Origin of the sequence: Paralimibaculum aggregatum, assembly GCF_030270585.1 — a bacterium.
Lineage (GTDB): Bacteria > Pseudomonadota > Alphaproteobacteria > Rhodobacterales > Rhodobacteraceae > Thermohalobaculum > Thermohalobaculum aggregatum.
Genome location: NZ_BSYI01000001.1, coordinates 94,318 through 111,724 on the forward strand (window position 1 = coordinate 94,318; position 17,407 = coordinate 111,724).

12 protein-coding genes are annotated in these 17,407 nt (G+C 71.7%); 8 read left to right on the forward strand and 4 right to left on the reverse strand.

Annotated features, from left to right (window positions below; all coding sequences use genetic code 11):
- The first annotated feature begins 79 nt into the window (after nt 1–79).
- The 4 genes from QSJ97_RS00395 (at nt 80) to QSJ97_RS00410 (ending at nt 4,050) form a co-directional block, all read left to right on the forward strand.
- Entirely contained in the window at nt 80–988 is a 909-nt protein-coding gene (locus QSJ97_RS00395) for a LysR family transcriptional regulator (protein WP_285669490.1), read from the forward strand.
- Nucleotides 989–1,077: 89 nt separating this feature from the next.
- A complete protein-coding gene (gene eno, locus QSJ97_RS00400; RefSeq protein WP_285669491.1) occupies nt 1,078–2,367 on the forward strand; it encodes a phosphopyruvate hydratase in 1,290 nt (429 codons plus the stop codon).
- A gap of 144 nt (nt 2,368–2,511) precedes the next feature.
- Nucleotides 2,512–3,189, forward strand: a complete 678-nt coding sequence (locus QSJ97_RS00405; RefSeq protein WP_285669492.1) for a hypothetical protein — start codon at nt 2,512–2,514, stop codon at nt 3,187–3,189.
- A 549-nt stretch (nt 3,190–3,738) separates the two neighbouring features.
- The gene (locus QSJ97_RS00410; protein ID WP_285669493.1) at nt 3,739–4,050 is read left to right on the forward strand and encodes a septum formation initiator family protein; all 312 of its coding nucleotides are present in this window, start codon (nt 3,739–3,741) and stop codon (nt 4,048–4,050) included.
- 136 nt (nt 4,051–4,186) lie between these two features.
- Here QSJ97_RS00410 and alaS read toward each other — a convergent pair whose 3' ends face one another.
- The 4 genes from alaS to QSJ97_RS00430 form a co-directional block, all read right to left on the reverse strand.
- Entirely contained in the window at nt 4,187–6,847 is a 2,661-nt protein-coding gene (gene alaS / locus QSJ97_RS00415) for an alanine--tRNA ligase (protein WP_285669494.1), read from the reverse strand.
- A gap of 107 nt (nt 6,848–6,954) precedes the next feature.
- Nucleotides 6,955–7,341: an MmcQ/YjbR family DNA-binding protein gene (locus tag QSJ97_RS00420; protein ID WP_285669495.1), complete on the reverse strand. Its 387-nt coding sequence runs from the start codon at nt 7,339–7,341 to the stop codon at nt 6,955–6,957.
- A gap of 4 nt (nt 7,342–7,345) precedes the next feature.
- A complete protein-coding gene (gene recA, locus QSJ97_RS00425) occupies nt 7,346–8,413 on the reverse strand; it encodes a recombinase RecA (protein ID WP_285669496.1) in 1,068 nt (355 codons plus the stop codon).
- 317 nt (nt 8,414–8,730) lie between these two features.
- Nucleotides 8,731–11,007 (reverse strand): ATP-binding protein, encoded by a 2,277-nt coding sequence (locus tag QSJ97_RS00430; protein WP_285669497.1) that lies wholly within the window; start codon nt 11,005–11,007, stop codon nt 8,731–8,733.
- 420 nt (nt 11,008–11,427) lie between these two features.
- Here QSJ97_RS00430 and rimP point away from each other — a divergent pair, with 420 nt between their 5' ends.
- From rimP to infB, 4 genes are read left to right on the forward strand one after another with little or no spacing between them, the layout of a single operon-like run.
- Entirely contained in the window at nt 11,428–12,048 is a 621-nt protein-coding gene (rimP, locus tag QSJ97_RS00435) for a ribosome maturation factor RimP (protein WP_285669498.1), read from the forward strand.
- 3 nt (nt 12,049–12,051) lie between these two features.
- Nucleotides 12,052–13,713 carry a transcription termination factor NusA gene (gene nusA / locus QSJ97_RS00440; RefSeq protein WP_285669500.1) on the forward strand — a complete coding sequence of 554 codons (1,662 nt, stop codon included), beginning with the start codon at nt 12,052–12,054 and terminating at the stop codon, nt 13,711–13,713.
- A gap of 26 nt (nt 13,714–13,739) precedes the next feature.
- Nucleotides 13,740–14,537, forward strand: coding sequence for an RNA-binding protein (locus tag QSJ97_RS00445; protein WP_352231040.1), 798 nt, complete (start codon nt 13,740–13,742; stop codon nt 14,535–14,537).
- Nucleotides 14,534–17,389, forward strand: a complete 2,856-nt coding sequence (gene infB, locus QSJ97_RS00450) for a translation initiation factor IF-2 (RefSeq protein WP_285669501.1) — start codon at nt 14,534–14,536, stop codon at nt 17,387–17,389. Before QSJ97_RS00445 ends, infB begins: the two co-directional genes overlap by 4 nt.
- Nucleotides 17,390–17,407 lie beyond the last annotated feature (18 nt).

The window sequence follows — 17,407 nt, forward strand, 5'->3', positions numbered from 1 at the left end:
GCATTGCGGTTGATGCGGCCAGCATAGCGCGGCAGAATTGCCTCCGATCGGTGCATTTTCGCGGAACGGAGAGGCAGAAATGCAGGGCGGCGCGCGCGAGGACTGGGACGCCTTCCGCCTGCTGCTGGCGATCTCCCGCGGCCGCGCGCTGGCCAGGGTCGCGGCATCGCTCCGGGTCGATGCCAGCACCGTGCTGCGCCGGCTGGCCCGGGCCGAGGCCGCGCATGGCGCGCGGCTCGCCGAGCGCATCGGCGGCGAGCTCCGCCCCACCGGCGCCGGCGCGCGCCTCGTCGCCGCCGCCGAGCGCATGGAGCGCGAGGTGCAGGCCGCCCGCGCCGCCGTCACCGGCACCGACAGCGCGGTGGCCGGCCTCGTGCGCCTGACCGCGGTGCCGATCCTTGCCAACCGGGTGCTGGTGCCGGCCCTGCCGCGGCTCTGCGCGGCGCATCCGGCGCTGGCCGTCGAGCTGCAGGCCGAGCCGCGCGATCTCAGCCTGCTCGGCCGCGAGACCGACATCGCGCTGCGCCTCGCCCGCCCGGCGCGGGAGATGGCCGCCCGGGCGCGGCGGGTCGGGCGGCTCGCCTATGGCGGCTTCGTCCGGCGCGGCGCCGAGGCGGCGGCCGGCGGCCCGCTGCCCTGGATCGGCTATGCGGCGGCGATGCAGGCGCTGCCGCAGAGCCGCTGGCTGGCCCGGCACTGCCCGCCCCCCGCGGTGCTGGTCTCCGATGCCGAGTCGATGCTCGCCGCCGCGCTGGCCGGGCTCGGCCGCGCGCTGCTGCCCGCCGCCATCGGCGCCGCCGAGCCGGCGCTCTGCCCGGTGCCGCTGCCGGCGCCGGCGCCCGAGCGCGAGCTCTGGCTGATCACCCATCCCGAGCTGGCGCCGCTGCCGCGGATCCGCGCCGCGGCGGCATGGATCGGCGAGACCGTCGCGGCGCTCGCCGCGCCGCAGGCCCCGCAGGCCGCGGCGTCGAGCCCGCCCGCGGGCTGACCGCGGCGGCAGCGCCGCTTTACGCCCCGGTCCCGGCAGTGTAGTGCTCGCCCTGCCCTGACCGCTTGACCACAGGAGGCCGCCCCCCAATGTCCGCCATCATCGACATCACCGCGCGCGAGATTCTCGACAGCCGCGGCAACCCGACCGTCGAGGTCGACGTGCTGCTCGAGGACGGCACCACCGGCCGCGCCGCCGTGCCCTCCGGCGCCTCGACCGGCGCCCACGAGGCGGTGGAGCTGCGCGACGGCGGCACCCGCTTCCACGGCAAGGGCGTGCGCAAGGCGGTGGACGCCGCCAACGGCCCGATCTTCGACGCGCTGGCCGGCGTCGATGCGCTGCTGCAGAAATCGGTCGACCAGGCGATGATCGAGCTCGACGGCACCCCCAACAAGGCCAAGCTCGGCGCCAACGCGATCCTCGGCGTCTCGCTGGCGGTGGCCCATGCGGCGGCGAAATCCACCGGCCTGCCGCTCTACCGCTATGTCGGCGGCGTCGCCGCGCGCACCCTGCCGGTGCCGATGATGAACATCCTCAACGGCGGCAGCCATGCCGACAACCCGATCGACATCCAGGAATTCATGATCATGCCGGTGGGCGCGGAGAGCTTCTCGCACGCGCTGCGCATGGGCGCCGAGATCTTCCACACCCTGAAGGCCGAGCTGAAGGCCGCCGGCCACAACACCAATATCGGCGACGAGGGCGGCTTCGCGCCGAATATCGGCTCCTCGCGCGAGGCGCTGGACTTCATCCTGCGCGCCGTCGGCAAGGCCGGCTACGATCCGGGCGGCGACGTGATGCTGGCGCTCGATGCCGCGGCCACCGAGTTCTACGACGCCGGCAGCAAGCGCTACAGCCTCGCCGGCGAGGGCAAGTCGCTCAATGGCGACCAGATGGCGGCCTATCTCGCGGATCTGGTCAACGACTACCCCATCGTCTCGATCGAGGACGGCATGGCCGAGGACGACTGGGACGGCTGGGCCCGGCTCACCGCCGAGATCGGCGACCGCTGCCAGCTGGTCGGCGACGATCTCTTCGTGACCAATTCCGAGCGCCTCGCCCGCGGCATCAAGGCCGGCACGGCCAACTCGATCCTCGTCAAGGTCAACCAGATCGGCACGCTGTCGGAGACCCTGGCGACCGTCGACATGGCGCACAAGGCCCGCTACACGGCGGTGATGTCCCACCGCTCCGGCGAGACCGAGGACGCCACCATCGCCGATCTCGCCGTCGCCACCAATTGCGGGCAGATCAAGACCGGCAGCCTCGCGCGCTCCGACCGGCTGGCGAAATACAACCAGCTGCTGCGAATCGAGGAGGAACTCGGCGAGGCCGCGGTCTATGCCGGCCGCGCGGTGCTGCCCGGCCGCCCGCGCTGAGGCGGCAGACGCGACGATCTCCGTTCCCCGACCACGGGCCCGATGACGGCCCGCGGTCGCATGTTCGCGCATGCACACAATCTATGCGTGCAGACCGGTGGGTTTTCTGCTACCTATGCGGCAATGGTGAACGGGGAGTGAATCATGCAGCGGCGATTCGTTTCCGCGCTTGTCCTGGGAATTCTGGCCTGCGGCCCGGCCGAGGCCGCCGTGGTCAGCTTCGACTTCACGGGCGAGGTGCCGAACACCGCCGGCACGGTGGTGTTCTCGGCGCTGGCCGCCACGCCGCCGCCCAACATCGCCTTCCTCGACGCCACCGCATCGACCGGCTTCGTCGGGCGTGACGCGCTCGGCATCGGCGCCGGCCCCGGCCTCGGCGACAATGGCGACAGCGATGCGATCGACGCCAACAGCGCCTTCGTGAACCTCGCCTTCGATCCGGGCGAGCTGATCGGCGGCGAGGCCACGCTGCTCTCGGTGGTGTTCGACGATGTCGAGGCGCAGGGCGGCGGCGACCAGGTAGACATCTTCGTCGACAACCTGCAGATCGCCACCAATCTCGACCTCGCCAGCCTGCCGGCGGCATCCGGCGGCGGCGTGCTCTATACCTTCGCGGCCAACACCACCGGCCTCGAGGTGCGGTTCCAGGCCACCGACGGCAATGACGACTTCTTCATCCGGGGCTTCGAGGCGGATGTGCTGCTGCTGCCGCTGCCCGGCGCCGGGCTGATGCTCGCGGCCTCGCTGGCCGGGCTGGCGGGCCTCGGCATCGCCGGCCGGCGCCGCAAGGGGAGCGGGCAGCCGGGCAGCGCCGCCGCGTGACGCCGTGCCGGGCGGCGCCGCCGCCCGCGCGCTGCCGCCGCGGCAGGCTTCCCTTGCCGAAGACCCGACGGGCCGGCGCGACCATCCGACCGGCTGCGGCCCCGCGGATGGCGGCGGCCTGAACCGAGATCTCCCGATGCGGCGGCTTCCGGGCTCGCCGGGCACTGCCTGACCGTCATCGATGCCGGCGATTCGCCGGATGGCGGCAGGCTCCCTCACCGATACGCCCGATCCCCCGCTGACCGGCGGCGGCGATGCGGTTGCCGCAAGGACCGCCGCGGGGCACGGTGCCGCCTCCCGCAGCCCGCTGCGACCCTGCGGCCGGGAGGCGCGGGACCGTGGCGGCGCCCGCAAGGGGCGGGCTCCCGGGGCCGGTTCGGTGCCGCGGACAGCGCGCAGCGGGCCGCCAGCGGATGGCGACCGGCCCGTCCGGCGCTGTTGCGCGGCGGACTCACCGCTGCGCCCCGCCTCCGGATCGAGTCGAGAAACCCGGTGCAAGCCTCTCGTTTCCATGGCAGACTCGCAGCGACAGGAGATGAGGGGCAATCGATGCCGCAACAGGGGCTCAGCCGGATCGCCGGCCTGCTGATCTACGGGATCGTCGCTGCCGGCTGCGGTGTCTTCGGCTGGTCCGGACTGAAGGGCGAACGGGGCCTTGCCGCGCTCGCCGCCGCCGAGGCCGAGGAGGTCCGCCTCACCGAGAAGCTTGCCGCGGTGGAGGCCGAACGCGTGGCGGCGGAGAACCGGGTGCGCCGGCTCGGCACCGACTATCTCGATCTCGACCTGCTCGACGAGCGCGCCCGCAGCGTGCTCGGCCTGGTGCGCCCGGACGAGGTGGTGATCCGCCCCGTCGCGCGCTGAGGCCGCGGCCCGCCGGCCTCCGGCACGCCCGCAGTCCCCCCACCCGCAGGACCCCCAACAGGAAAGGGCACGCGCCGGCATGAGCCCGGCACGCGCCCTGCTTCCGATGGGACGAGCCCCCAGGCCCGCAAGCCGGTCAGGGAGCCAGCAGCGCCTCCGCCGCGGCGATCGCCTCGGCCGCCCGGCTCGGATCGCTGCCGCCGCCCTGGGCCATGTCGGGCCGGCCGCCGCCGCCCTTGCCGCCGAGCTCGGCCACCGCCGCGCGCACCAGATCGACCGCCGAGATACGGCCCGTCAGATCCTCGGTGACGCCGGCCGCCACCGCCGCCTTGCCGCCGGTATCGGCCACCAGCAGCACCGCGCCGGAGCCGAGCCGCGCCTTGTGGGTGTCGATCAGCGCCCGGAGATCCTTGGCCTCGACGCCGCTGAGGCTCTGCGCGAGGAACGGCACGCCGCCGACCTCGCGCGCCTCGGGCGCCGCGCCCTCGCCGCCGCCGAGCGCCAGCTGACGGCGCAGATCGGCAAGCTCGCCCTCCAGCCGCCGGCGCTCGTCGAGCAGCACCTGCGCCCGCTCGGCAACCTCCGCCGGGCGCACCTTCAGCACCGCCGCGGCCGCCGCCAGCGCCTGCGCCTCGCTCTCGACATGGGCCAGCGCCGCCGCCCCGGTCAGCGCCTCGATGCGCCGGATGCCTGCCGCCGAGGCGCCCTCGGCGACCACGCGCAGGAGCCCGATATCGCCGGTGCGCCCGACATGGGTGCCGCCGCAGAGCTCGATGGAATAGACCCGGCCGCCCGGGCCCTCCTGCCCCTCGGGCCGGGTGCCCATCGAGACCACGCGCACCTCGTCGCCGTATTTCTCGCCGAACAGCGCCCGCGCGCCGAGCGCCTGGGCATCCTCGATCGGCATCACCCGGGTCTGCACCTGGGCGTTCTGGCGGATATAGGCGTTGACCTCGGTCTCGATCGCCGCCTGCTCCTCCGGGCTCACCGCCTTCTGGTGCACGAAGTCGAAGCGCAGCCGGTCCGGCGCCACCAGGGAGCCGCGCTGGGCGACATGCTCGCCGAGATGGCCGCGCAGCGCCTCGTGCAGCAGGTGGGTGGCGGAGTGGTTGGCGCGGATCGCGGCGCGCCGGGCGCTGTCGACCGCGAGCTTCGCCGCCTCGCCCTGAACCAGCTCGCCCTCGACCACCTCGGCCATGTGGACGAAGAGCCCGCCGGCGCGCTTCTGCACATCGGTGACGCGCGCCCGGCCGGTGTTGGTGACCACCTCGCCGTGATCGCCGACCTGGCCGCCGCTCTCGGCGTAGAACGGGGTCTGGTTGAACACCAGCGCCACGGTCTCGCCGGCCTGCGCCGAGCCGGTGCGCTCGCCGCCGCGCAGCACCGCGCGCAGCACGCCCTCGGCGCTCTCGGTCTCGTAGCCGAGGAAATCGGTCGCCCCGACCTCCTCGGCGAGATCGAACCAGATGCCCTCGTCGGCGGTCTCGCCGGAGCCGGTCCAGGCCGCGCGGGCCTGCGCCTTCTGCGCCGCCATCGCCGCGTCGAAGCCCTCGAGATCGACCGCCCGGCCGCGCTCGCGCAGCGCGTCCTGGGTGAGATCGAGCGGGAAGCCAAAGGTGTCGTAGAGCTTGAAGGCGGTGGCGCCGGGCAGCGCATCCGCCTCGCCGAGGGCGCCCAGCTCGTCCTCCAGCAGCTTCAGCCCGCGGTCGAGGGTGCGGCGGAAGCGGTGCTCCTCGCGCTCCAGCGTCTCGGCGATCAGCGCCTGCGCCTGCGGCAGCTCGGGGAAGGCCTGGCCCATCTGGCGCACCAGCTCCGGCACCAGCCGGTGCATCAGCGGCGCCGCGATGCCGAGCTGGTGGGCATGGCGCATGGCGCGGCGCATGATCCGGCGCAGCACGTAGCCGCGGCCCTCGTTCGAGGGCAGCACGCCGTCCGCGATCAGGAAGGAGCAGGCCCGCAGGTGATCCGCGATCACCCGGTGATGGATCCGCCCCGGCCCGTCCGGATCGGCGCCGGAGGCCTGCGCCGAGGCCTCGATCAGCGCCCGCATCAGGTCGGTGTCGTAGTTGTCGTGCTTGCCCTGCAGCACCGCGCCGACGCGCTCGAGCCCCATGCCGGTGTCGATCGAGGGCTTGGGCAGGTTCTCGCGCCGGCCGTCCTCGAACTGCTCGTACTGCATGAAGACGAGGTTCCAGATCTCGATGAAGCGGTCGCCGTCCTCGTCCGGGCTGCCCGGCGGGCCGCCGGGGATGTGCTCGCCGTGGTCGAAGAAGATCTCCGAGCAGGGGCCGCAGGGGCCGGTCGGGCCCATCGACCAGAAATTGTCCGAGGTGGCGATGCGGATGATCCGCTCGTCCGGCAGCCCGGCATATTTCTTCCAGATTGCCGCAGCCTCCTCGTCGTCATGATAGATCGTGACGAGGAGCCGGTCCTTCGGCAGCCCGTATTCCTTGGTGATCAGGTCCCATGCCAGCGGGATCGCCTGCTCCTTGAAATAGTCGCCGAAGGAGAAGTTGCCGAGCATCTCGAAGAAGGTGTGGTGCCGCGCGGTGTAGCCGACATTGTCGAGGTCGTTGTGCTTGCCGCCGGCGCGCACGCATTTCTGGCTGGTGACCGCGCGCACATAGGGCCGATGCTCGAGCCCGGTGAACACGTTCTTGAACTGCACCATGCCCGCATTGGTGAACATCAGCGTCGGATCGTTGCGCGGCACGAGCGGCGAGCTCGCGACGATCTCGTGGCCGTGCCTGGCGAAATAGTCGAGGAAGGCGGTCCGGATCTCGGAAAGCGACGTCATGTTCTGGCCCTGCGCTGTGCTGGTCGCGCACCTCTAGCGCGGCAGTCAACCGGCTGTCCACCGGTGCCGGCGCCGCGGGGGCCCGCGCAGGCCCCGGGAGACCGGTTTCAGCCGCCGAGCCGGGCCGCCAGCCGCTTCGGCGCGGTGAGCGCGAAGCTGCGCCGCACCAGCCGCGCGACCTCGTCCCAGTCCACCGCCGCGCCGTCGGGGGTCGCGTCGAGCCGCATGCCGATCCAGCCGCGATGGCCGACATAGGGCGGGCGGAAGAAGCGCGCGGGATCGGCGCCGACCAGCACCTCCTGCGCGCCCTCCGGCGCCTTCATCCAGACCGAGGGATGCCCGTCGCCCGCCTTGAGCATGGCGAAGATCCTGTCGCGCACCCGGAAGGTCGGGGCGCCCCAGGCGGTCTTCTCGGTGGCCTCGGGCAGCGCGAGGCAGAGCGCGCGCAGCCGGGCCTCCGCCGCGCCCTCCGCGCCCTCCGCGGTCTCGGTCACGGGCTCAGCCCTCGACCACCTCGCTGTCGTCGTCGGACATGCCGAGGGCGAAGTCGAGCCCGTGCGCGGCGCGGATCTTGTCCTCGATGGTCAGCGCGATGTCCGGGTTGTCGCGCAGGAACTTCTTGGCGTTCTCGCGGCCCTGGCCGATGCGCTGGTCGGAGAAGGAGAACCAGGAGCCGGATTTCTCCACCACCCCGGCCTTGACGCCGAGATCGACCAGCTCGCCGGTCTTGGAGATGCCCTCGCCATACATGATGTCGAACTCGACCTGGCGGAACGGCGGCGCCACCTTGTTCTTCACCACCTTGACCCGGGTCTGGTTGCCGACGACCTCGTCGCGGTCCTTGATCGAGCCGATGCGGCGGATGTCGAGCCGCACCGAGGAGTAGAACTTGAGCGCGTTGCCGCCGGTGGTGGTCTCGGGCGAGCCGAACATCACGCCGATCTTCATGCGGATCTGGTTGATGAAGATCACCATGCATTTCGAGCGGGAGATCGAGGCGGTGAGCTTGCGCATCGCCTGGCTCATCAGCCGCGCCTGGGCGCCGACGGTGGCGTCGCCCATGTCGCCCTCGAGCTCGGCCTTCGGGGTCAGCGCCGCGACCGAATCGACCACCACGCAGGAGATCGCGCCGGAGCGCACCAGCGTGTCGGTGATCTCGAGCGCCTGCTCGCCGGCATCCGGCTGCGAGATCAGCAGCTCGTCGACATCCACCCCCAGCTTGCGGGCATAGACCGGGTCGAGCGCGTGCTCGGCATCGACGAAGGCGCAGACCCCGCCGAGCTTCTGCTCCTCGGCGACGCAGTGCAGCGCGAGCGTGGTCTTGCCCGAGCTCTCCGGCCCGTAGATCTCGATGATGCGGCCCTTCGGCAGGCCGCCGATGCCGAGCGCGATGTCGAGACCGAGCGAGCCGGTGGAGACCGCCTCGACATCCATCACGTCGCGCTGGCCGAGCCTCATGATCGAGCCCTTGCCGAAATTCCGCTCGATCTGCGCGAGCGCGGAATCCAGCGCCTTCTGCTTGTCCATGCTCCGCCTTTCGTCAAGCTTGAGCAACCCGTCGGTCATCTCACGGTCTCCTTATTCCACATCGGCCGGCAGCGGGGCAATCGGGCCCGTGCATCGCCGCGGCCGGGCGCCTGCCCTGCCGGCGATGCGGGCGGGCCGGGCCGCCGTTGGCCACCTTTGGCCACCGCCTGCTACCGCCTGCCGCCGCCTGCCACCTCTGTGGTTCCCATCTATGGTCCTGCCTCGTTCGCTCAACGTTCGCACATTGACTGAAACGAATACAGAACAAACTTGCATCAAACGCCGTCTTTTTCCAACATTGGGGACTGCAAGGGTGAAGGATTGGTTAACGCGCCGGCACCGCGGCTGCCGGGGCCTCACTCCACCGGCATCTCGGCCAGCGCCTCCTTGACCTTGGCGGTCAGCTCGTTGAGCGAGAAGGGCTTGGGCAGGAAGTGGAAATCCGTCTCGGTGAGGTTCTTGCGGAAGCTCTCCTCGGCATAGCCGGAGACGAAGATCAGCCGCAGCCCCGGGCGCATCTGGCGCGCCTTGGCGGCGAAGGTCGGCCCGTCCATCCCCGGCATCACCACGTCGGAGACCAGCAGGTCCACCTGGAACTCCGGATCGGCGAGGATCTCCATCGCGTCCTCCGCCGTCGCCGCCTCCGCCACCTCGTAGCCGCGCAGCTTCAGCGCCCGCGCCGCGAAGGCCCGCACCGGATGCTCGTCCTCGACCAGCAGCACCGAGCCGCGCCCGGTGAGATCGCGCCGCGGCTGCTGCGCCTCGACCGGCTCCGGCGGCGCCGGGCGCTGCTCGCTGGCGCGCGGCAGCAGGATGCGGAAGCAGGCGCCGCCGCCCCCGGCATTCTCGGCGAAGATGTAGCCGCCCGACTGCTTGACGATGCCGTAGACGGTGGAGAGGCCGAGCCCGGTGCCCTCGCCCTTGGGCTTGGTGGTGAAGAAGGGGTCGAAGACCTTGTCGATCACCTCCGGGTCGATGCCCGGGCCGGTATCGGTGATTCGGATCTCCACATAGTCCCCCGCCGGCTCGCGCTTGGCGCCCTCGCGCAGGTCGCGGGTGACGTTGCGCACCGAGATGGTGACGGTGCCAGTGCCCCGCATCGCGTCGCGCGCGTTCACCACGAGATTGAGCAGCACCTGCTCGAGCTGCTGGTGATCGGCGCGCACGAACCAGAGATCCGGCCCGATATCGAGCACCAGGCTGGTGGTCTCGCCGACCAGCCGGTTGAGCATGTAGTGGGTCTCGGAGACCACGTCCTGCACCGAGAGGATCTCGGGCTTCAGCGTCTGCTTGCGCGAGAAGGCGAGGAGCTGGCGCACCAGCGCGGCGGCGCGGTTGGCGTTCTGGGTGATCTGCATCAGGTCGGAATAGTCCGGGTGGCTGGCATCCTTGCGCAGCAGCAGCAGGTCGCAATGCCCGACGATGGCGGTGAGCACGTTGTTGAAGTCGTGCGCGACGCCGCCGGCCAGCTTGCCGACCGCCTCCATCTTCTGGCTCTGGGCGAACTGGTCCTCGAGCTGGCGCAGCTGCGAGGCATCGGTCAGCACCGCGATCAGGGTCTCGCGGGCATAGAGCGAGACCCGGGTGAGGGCGATCTGCAGGAAGGTGTCGGCCCCCTTGAGCTGGACCATCTGGCCGCGCCCGCGCCCGCCCGGCTGGGCCGCCAGCGCCGCCGCCTCGAGCGTCGCGCCGGGCTGGCCGAGCGGCACGAAGAGATCGGTGAGATTGGCGCCGGGGCGGGCCCGGTCCGACAGGATCTCGCGGGCGCGGGAATTGCACCAGAGCAGCGTGCCGTCGGTCTCGAACTGCGCCAGCGCCACCGGCACCAGCTCGAGCACCCGGGTCGGGCCGGAGCGGGCATAGCCCTCGCGCGCCACGGGAAACAGGAAGAGCTCGCGCCCCGCCCCGCCCGCCTGCCCGTCTCCGGGCGCGGCGGCCGCCGGCACCGGGGCGGCCCATTCGGCCGGGTCCTGCGTGCCGCCGGTCTCGCCGAGGAAGGCGCGGTAGATGCCTACATGCCCGTCGCGCCGGGTCAGCAGCACCCGGTCGCCCTCGGCGCGGGCGCTGCCGGGCAGCGCCGCCAGCACCGGCGCCGGATCGCGCCCGAACTGCTGCGCGAAGGCGGTGTTGACGAGGGGCGATTCGCCCTCCCCGAACGCGACATGGGCGAAGGGTGCGTGCTGGTAGGGCGAGGCGACCAGCGCCGGCGCCGCCTCGGCCAGCGCCTCGGCGGTGAGCAGCGACCAGAGCAGGTGCCCGTCCTCCGCCGCCCAGACGCCGAGATAGCGCGGCTCGGCGCTGCCGCGCAGCGCCACCGGCAGCACCGCGAAGCCGAGCCGCCGGGCGCCCTGGCTGAGCCGGTAGATCGCCGCGGCGCCGCAGCGCTCGAGGCAGCCGCCGAGGGTGGCCTCGATCCCGGCGCGCATCGGGGCCAGCGCCTCGAAGGCCCGATTGGCGGCGATCGCCCGGCCTGAGAACCGCGTGAGCAGCGAAGGATGCGGCGCCTGCTCGAGCCGCGCGCGCAGCCGGTCCATCCGCCGGCGGTCGCGCACGTCGCCGACCGCGACGCCGGCGCTGATGCCGAGAAGCGCCGCCGAGGGGCCGGCCAGCAGGATCAGCTCGAATACATCCATACACCAGTCCGTTCCGGTTCGCCGGCGCCCGCCCCGACGGGCCTGCGGCGCGCCCGCTGCCGATGCGTCTCCGCCGGCTGCGCTCTCCGGCAAGGACGGGCCGGCAGGGCGGAGCTGTCAAGCGGAGAATGATCCGAACGCGCCTATCCGAGGGAACTGTACAAAACTGAATGAAGGGTTAACGATCGGGACCGCTCCGGCGCCTCCCGGAGCGCCCCCGGCGACGGCGACCTTCGCGGCAGCTCGGGGCTTGCATCCGGGCGGTGCCGGGCGTATGTGTTGCGGCAAATCGCTAAGGGCGCGCCAGCCCGGCGCGGCCCGCGAAGGCCCGCTGGGCCATATGTTCTCCGAGACAGGAACGGGAGATCATGCGTGGCGCGGCCAAGGCGCGCCACCGTCCGTCCGAGGAGCATGTTGCCCATGGCAGATCTTGTCGCGAAAGCGCCGTTCGACCGCCGGCTGGCCGAGATCGTCCGCCCGACCGTCGAGGGGATGGGCTTCGCGCTGGTACGCCTTCGCCTGATGGGCGGCAAGACCAAGACGCTGCAGGTGATGGCCGAGCGCCCGGACGGCCGCATGGAGATCGAGGACTGTGCCGAGCTGTCGCGCGCCATTTCGGCGGTGCTCGACGTCGAGGACCCGATCACCGACGAGTACAACCTCGAGGTCTCGAGCCCCGGGATCGACCGGCCGCTCACCCGGCTGGAGGATTTCGCCCGCTGGGAGGGCTACGAGGCCAGGATCGAGACCGAGGAGGCCATCGAGGGCCGGCGCCGCTTCAAGGGGCTGCTGGCCGGCGTCGAGGGCACCGAGGTGCTGGTGGAGATCGACGAGGGCGTCGTCGGGCTGGAATTCGACTGGCTGGGCGATGCCAAGCTGATCCTGACCGACGAGCTGGTGGCCGAGAGCCTGAAGGCCTCCGAGGGCCGCGTGGACATCGACGAGAGCGCCTTCGACGCCATCGAGGAAGAGCCGGAGGAGACCGAGGCAGCGGATCAGGACCCCGCCGCGCCCGCCCTCAACGATTGGAAGGACGCCTGAGCCATGGTCAGTGCCAACCGACTGGAGCTGTTGCAGATCGCCGATGCGGTCGCCCGCGAGAAGCTGATCGACCGCGAGCTGGTGCTCGAGGCGATGGAGGAGAGCCTCGGCAAGGCGGCGCGCTCGCGCTACGGCGCCGAATACGACATCCGCGCCTTCATCGACCGCAAGTCGGGCGAGGTGCACATGTCGCGCGCCATGGAGATCGTCGAGGAGGTGGAGAACCACTTCACCGAGATCGCGCTCGAGGAGGCCCGGCTGAAGAACCCCGAGGCGCAGATCGGCGATTTCATCACCGACCCGCTGCCGCCGATGGATTTCGGCCGCATCGCCGCACAGACCGCCAAGCAGGTCATCGTGCAGAAGGTGCGCGAGGCCGAGCGCGAGCGCCAGTACGAGGAATTCAAGGACCGAATCGGCGAGATCATCAACGGCGTGGTCAAGCGGGTGGAATACGGCAACGTGGTGGTCGATCTCTCCCGCGCCGAGGCGATTCTCCGCCGCGACCAGCTGATCCCGCGCGAGAGCTACCGTGTCGGCGACCGCATCCGTGCCTATATCAGGGATGTGCGGCGCGAGGCGCGGGGGCCGCAGATCTTCCTGTCGCGCACCGCGCCGGAATTCATGGCGAAGCTGTTCCAGATGGAGGTCCCGGAGATCTACGACGGGGTCATCGAGATCAAGGCGGTGGCGCGCGACCCGGGCAGCCGGGCCAAGATCGGCGTGCTGAGCCACGACAGCGGCATCGACCCGGTCGGCGCCTGCGTCGGCATGCGGGGCTCCCGCGTGCAGGCGGTGGTCAACGAGCTCCAGGGCGAGAAGATCGACATCATCCCCTGGGTCGACGATGCCGCCGCCTTCATCGTCTCGGCGCTGCAGCCGGCCGAGGTGGTCAAGGTGGTGATGGACGAGGATGCCCGCCGCATCGAGGTGGTGGTGCCGGACGAGCAGCTCTCCCAGGCGATCGGCCGGCGCGGGCAGAACGTGCGCCTCGCCAGCCAGCTCACCGGCTGGGACATCGACATCATGACGGAGGCCGAGGAATCGGAGCGCCGTCAGCAGGAGTTCAACGAGCGCAGCCAGATGTTCATGGAGACGCTCAACGTCGACGAGATGGTGGCGCAGCTGCTGGTCTCCGAGGGCTTCGCCTCGCTCGAGGAGGTCGCCTTCGTCGAGATCGACGAGCTGTCCTCGATCGACGGCTTCGACGAGGAGACCGCCGAGGAGCTGCAGGCCCGTGCCCGCGAGAGCCTCGAGGAGGTCAACCAGAAGGCCCTCGCCGAGGCCCGCGAGCTCGGCGCCGGCGACGACCTGATCGGCTTCGAGGGGCTGACCCCGCAGATGGTTCTGGCGCTCGCCAAGGACGGGATCACCTCGCTGGAGGAGTTCGCCACCTGCGCCGACTGGGAGCTGGCCGGCGGCTACACCACGATCGACGGCAAGCGGGTGAAGGATGACGGGCTGCTCGAGCCCTTCGACATCGGCCTCGAGGAGGCGCAGTATCTGGTGATGAAGGCGCGGGTCGATCTCGGCATGGTCGATCCCTCGGAGATCGTCACCGACGAGGATATCGAGGCCGCCGCCGCCGAGGCGGAGGCCGGCGAGACCGGCGAGGCCGCGGGCACATCCCCGTTCGCCGATGCGGAGACGTCCGCGCGGATCTGATCCGCGCGGGCAGCGGGGCGCGCGGCATGGCGCTCGGGCACGGAACCGGCATCGACGGAGACGGACAGGCGATGAGCCGCGGCGGGCGCGCGAAGAACAGGGCTGACGGCCCGGAGCGGCGCTGCATCGTCACCGGCGAGAGCGGAACGCGCCGAGGGCTGATAAGGTTCGTGCGCGACCCGGAGAATCGGGTGGTGCCGGATCTGGCCGAGAAGCTGCCCGGACGCGGCGTGTGGTTGACCTCAGAGCGCGCCTTGGTGGAAAAGGCAGTCGCGAAGCGGCTGTTCGCCCGGGCCTTCCGGGGGCCGGCCGAGGTGACGCCGGATCTGGCAGACAGGCTCGAGAGCCTGCTCGCCGACCGGCTGGTGGCGCAGGTCGCGCTGGCGCGAAAGGCCGGCCAGGCGGTAACCGGGTTCGAGAAGACCCGGGAGAGGCTGCGGGCGGCGAACGCGCCGGGCGTGCTGCTCGAGGCGGCCGAGGGTGCCGCCGACGGGCGCGGGAAACTGCGCCGGCTGGCCAGGGGCTGGCCGGTGATCGGGCTGTTGTCGGCCCGGGAATTGGGTTTGGCTTTCGGGCGCGATTTTGCGATACATGCCGCTCTCGACGCGGGCGGGATCGCGGAACGGGCGCTTCGCGAGGCCGAGCGGCTGGCAGGTCTCCGGGGCGCCGGGCAATCGGGCGCCGACGGACCGATGGAGCAGGCCGGGCAAGGCCCCGGCACGGATTGCACGACCGATGGCGCGGAGGGCATTCGGCCCCGCGCGCCCGAAGATGACAGTGATGCAAGCGGGCCCGTTCCGGGCCCAGTACGGGATGGCGGATGAGCGACACGGATAGCGGCGACAAGAAACCGGCGGCACGCGGCGGACGCGGAGGTCCTGGCGGCGGGCGCGGCGGCGGACGCCCGCCGAGCCGCGGCGGCGCGACCAAGCCGGTGGTCGTGGAAAAGAAGCGTAAGCGCGTGCTCACCGCACCGGGCAGCGGCGGCGCGGCCGGCGCCGCCCAGGCCTCCGGCGGTGCGGCCAGCGTCAAGACCGCAGCGAGCGTGAAATCGACGGCCTCGGCCGGCCAGGGCGGCGCCAGCGTCGCCACCAAGAGCCGTCCGCAGGGTGCCGAGGCCGGGCGCGCCGACAGCGCGCCTGCGCGCAGCGGCGGCGGCCGGGCCGATGGCGGCAGCGGCGGCAATCGCCGCGGCGGCGGCGGCCAGGCTGCCGGCGACGCGCCGCGCGGGCGCGGCCAGAACCGGGGCGGCAAGCCGCAGATGCTGCGCTCGCTCTCGGACGAGGAATACGCGCGCCGCCTCGAGGCCCTGAAGCAGGCCAAGAAGCACGAGGAAGAGGCCCGGCGGCGTGCCGTCGAGGACGCCAAGCGCCGTGCCGAGGAGGAGGCCAAGCAGGCCGCCGAGGATGCCAAGCGGGCCGCCGAGGAAGCCGCCGAGGCCAAGCGCCGCGAGGCCGAGGAAGCCGAGGCCAAGCGCCGCGAGGCCGAGGAGGCGGAGGCCAAGCGCACCGCCGCCGAGGAGGCCGAGCGCCGCGAGAAGGCGGAGCGCCAGCGCGCCGCCGAGGCGGCTGCCGGGGCGACCCCCGCGCCGCTGCCGGGCGAGCAGGCCGCGCCGAAGCCCAAGCGCGCCGCGGCGGCCGAGGGCCAGGCCGCGAGCCCGGCATCGCCCCGCTCCAAGGACGACGGCGACGACGGCCGCGGCCGCAACAAGCCGATGCCGCAGACCAAGAAGCGCGAGAAGGAGCAGCCGACGCCCAACAAGGGCCGCGGCGAGGACAAGCGGCGTACCGGCCGCCTGACCATCTCCAAGCTCGGCGGCGACGAGGACGGCCGGCAGCGCTCGCTGGCGGCGATGCGCCGGCGCCAGGAGCGCGAGAAGCGCAAGTCGCGCGGCCACCAGGAGACGCGGGAGAAGGTCATCCGGGACGTCACGCTGCCGGAGGTCATCACCGTCCAGGAACTCGCCAACCGCATGGCCGAGCGGGTTGCCGACGTCATCAAGGCCCTGATGAAGAACGACATCATGGCCACGCAGAACCAGTCGATCGACCAGGACACCGCCGAGCTCATCATCGAGGAGTTCGGCCACCGGGTGAAACGCGTCTCGGAGGCGGATGTGGAACAGTCGATCGAGAGCGCAGAGGATTCCGAGGGCGACCTCGAGCCGCGTGCGCCCGTGGTGACCATCATGGGTCATGTCGACCACGGCAAGACCTCGCTGCTCGACGCGCTGCGCAAGACCAATGTCGTGGCCGGCGAGGCCGGCGGCATCACGCAGCATATTGGCGCCTACCAGATCAACACCGAGGCCGGCGCCAAGATCACCTTCCTCGACACGCCGGGCCACGCCGCCTTCACCTCGATGCGTGCCCGCGGCGCGCAGGTGACGGATATCGTGATCCTGGTGGTCGCGGCCGATGACAGCGTGATGCCGCAGACGATCGAGGCGATCTCCCACGCCAAGGCGGCCGAGGTGCCGATGATCGTGGCGATCAACAAGATCGACAAGCCGGGCGCCGATGCCAACCAGGTCCGCACCGAGCTGCTGCGCCACGAGATCGTGGTCGAGGGCATGGGCGGCGACGTGCTCGATGTCGAGGTCTCGGCCCTCACCGGCCAGGGGCTCGACACGCTGGTCGAGAACATCACGCTACAGTCCGAGCTGCTGGAGCTGAAGGCCAACCCGGGGCGGCCGGCCGAGGGCGCGGTGATCGAGGCCAAGCTGGATGTCGGCCGCGGCCCCGTGGCCACCGTGCTGGTGCAGCGCGGCACCCTGCGCACCGGCGACATCTTCGTCGTCGGCGAGCAGTGGGGCAAGGTGCGCGCGCTGATCAACGACCAGGGCGAGCGGATCACCGAGGCCGGGCCGTCGGTGCCGGTCGAGGTGCTCGGGCTCAACGGCACGCCGGAGGCCGGCGACGTGCTCAACGTCGTCGAGGACGAGGCCAAGGCGCGCGAGATCGCCGACTACCGCCACCGCAAGGCGCGCGAGAAGGTGGCCGCCGCCGGCAGCCGCGCCTCGCTCGACCAGCTGCTGGCCCAGGCCAAGTCGGACGAGAACGTCAGCGAGCTGCCGATCGTCGTGAAGGCGGACGTGCAGGGCTCGACCGAGGCGATCGTGCAGGCGCTCGAGAAGATCGGCAACGACGAGGTGCGGATCCAGATCCTGCATTCCGGCGTCGGTGCGATCACCGAATCGGACGTCAACCTCGCCGAGGCCTCGGGCGCGCCGATCATCGGCTTCAACGTGCGTGCCAATGCGCCGGCCCGCAACGCCGCCAACCAGAAGGGGGTCGAGATCCGCTACTACTCGATCATCTACGACCTGGTGGACGACGTGAAGGCGGCGGCCTCGGGCCTGCTCTCGCCGGAGGTGCAGGAGACCTTCATCGGCTATGCCGAGATCAAGCAGGTCTTCAAGGTCTCGGGCGTCGGCAAGGTCGCCGGCTGCCAGGTCACCGAGGGCGTCGCGCGGCGCTCGGCGGGCGTGCGCCTGCTGCGCGACAACGTGGTGATCCACGAGGGCACGTTGAAGACGCTCAAGCGCTTCAAGGACGAGGTCAAGGAGGTCCCGGTCGGCCAGGAATGCGGCATGGCCTTCGAGAACTACGAGGACATCCGCGAGGGCGACGTCATCGAGATCTTCGAGCGCAAGACCGTGGAGCGCACGCTCTGATCCGGGGCGGGGCCACGG

What these genes read in the sequence shown, in the direction of transcription:
- QSJ97_RS00410 (WP_285669493.1), top strand. Translation starts at nt 3,739, where the DNA reads ATGCCGCAACAGGGGCTCAGCCGGATCGCCGGCCTGCTGATCTACGGG.
- nusA (WP_285669500.1), top strand. Translation starts at nt 12,052, where the DNA reads ATGGTCAGTGCCAACCGACTGGAGCTGTTGCAGATCGCCGATGCGGTC.
- QSJ97_RS00405 (WP_285669492.1), top strand. Translation starts at nt 2,512, where the DNA reads ATGCAGCGGCGATTCGTTTCCGCGCTTGTCCTGGGAATTCTGGCCTGC.
- infB (WP_285669501.1), top strand. Translation starts at nt 14,534, where the DNA reads ATGAGCGACACGGATAGCGGCGACAAGAAACCGGCGGCACGCGGCGGA.
- QSJ97_RS00430 (WP_285669497.1), bottom strand. Translation starts at nt 11,007, where the DNA reads ATGGATGTATTCGAGCTGATCCTGCTGGCCGGCCCCTCGGCGGCGCTT.
- alaS (WP_285669494.1), bottom strand. Translation starts at nt 6,847, where the DNA reads ATGACGTCGCTTTCCGAGATCCGGACCGCCTTCCTCGACTATTTCGCC.
- recA (WP_285669496.1), bottom strand. Translation starts at nt 8,413, where the DNA reads ATGACCGACGGGTTGCTCAAGCTTGACGAAAGGCGGAGCATGGACAAG.
- eno (WP_285669491.1), top strand. Translation starts at nt 1,078, where the DNA reads ATGTCCGCCATCATCGACATCACCGCGCGCGAGATTCTCGACAGCCGC.
- QSJ97_RS00395 (WP_285669490.1), top strand. Translation starts at nt 80, where the DNA reads ATGCAGGGCGGCGCGCGCGAGGACTGGGACGCCTTCCGCCTGCTGCTG.
- rimP (WP_285669498.1), top strand. Translation starts at nt 11,428, where the DNA reads ATGGCAGATCTTGTCGCGAAAGCGCCGTTCGACCGCCGGCTGGCCGAG.
- QSJ97_RS00445 (WP_352231040.1), top strand. Translation starts at nt 13,740, where the DNA reads ATGGCGCTCGGGCACGGAACCGGCATCGACGGAGACGGACAGGCGATG.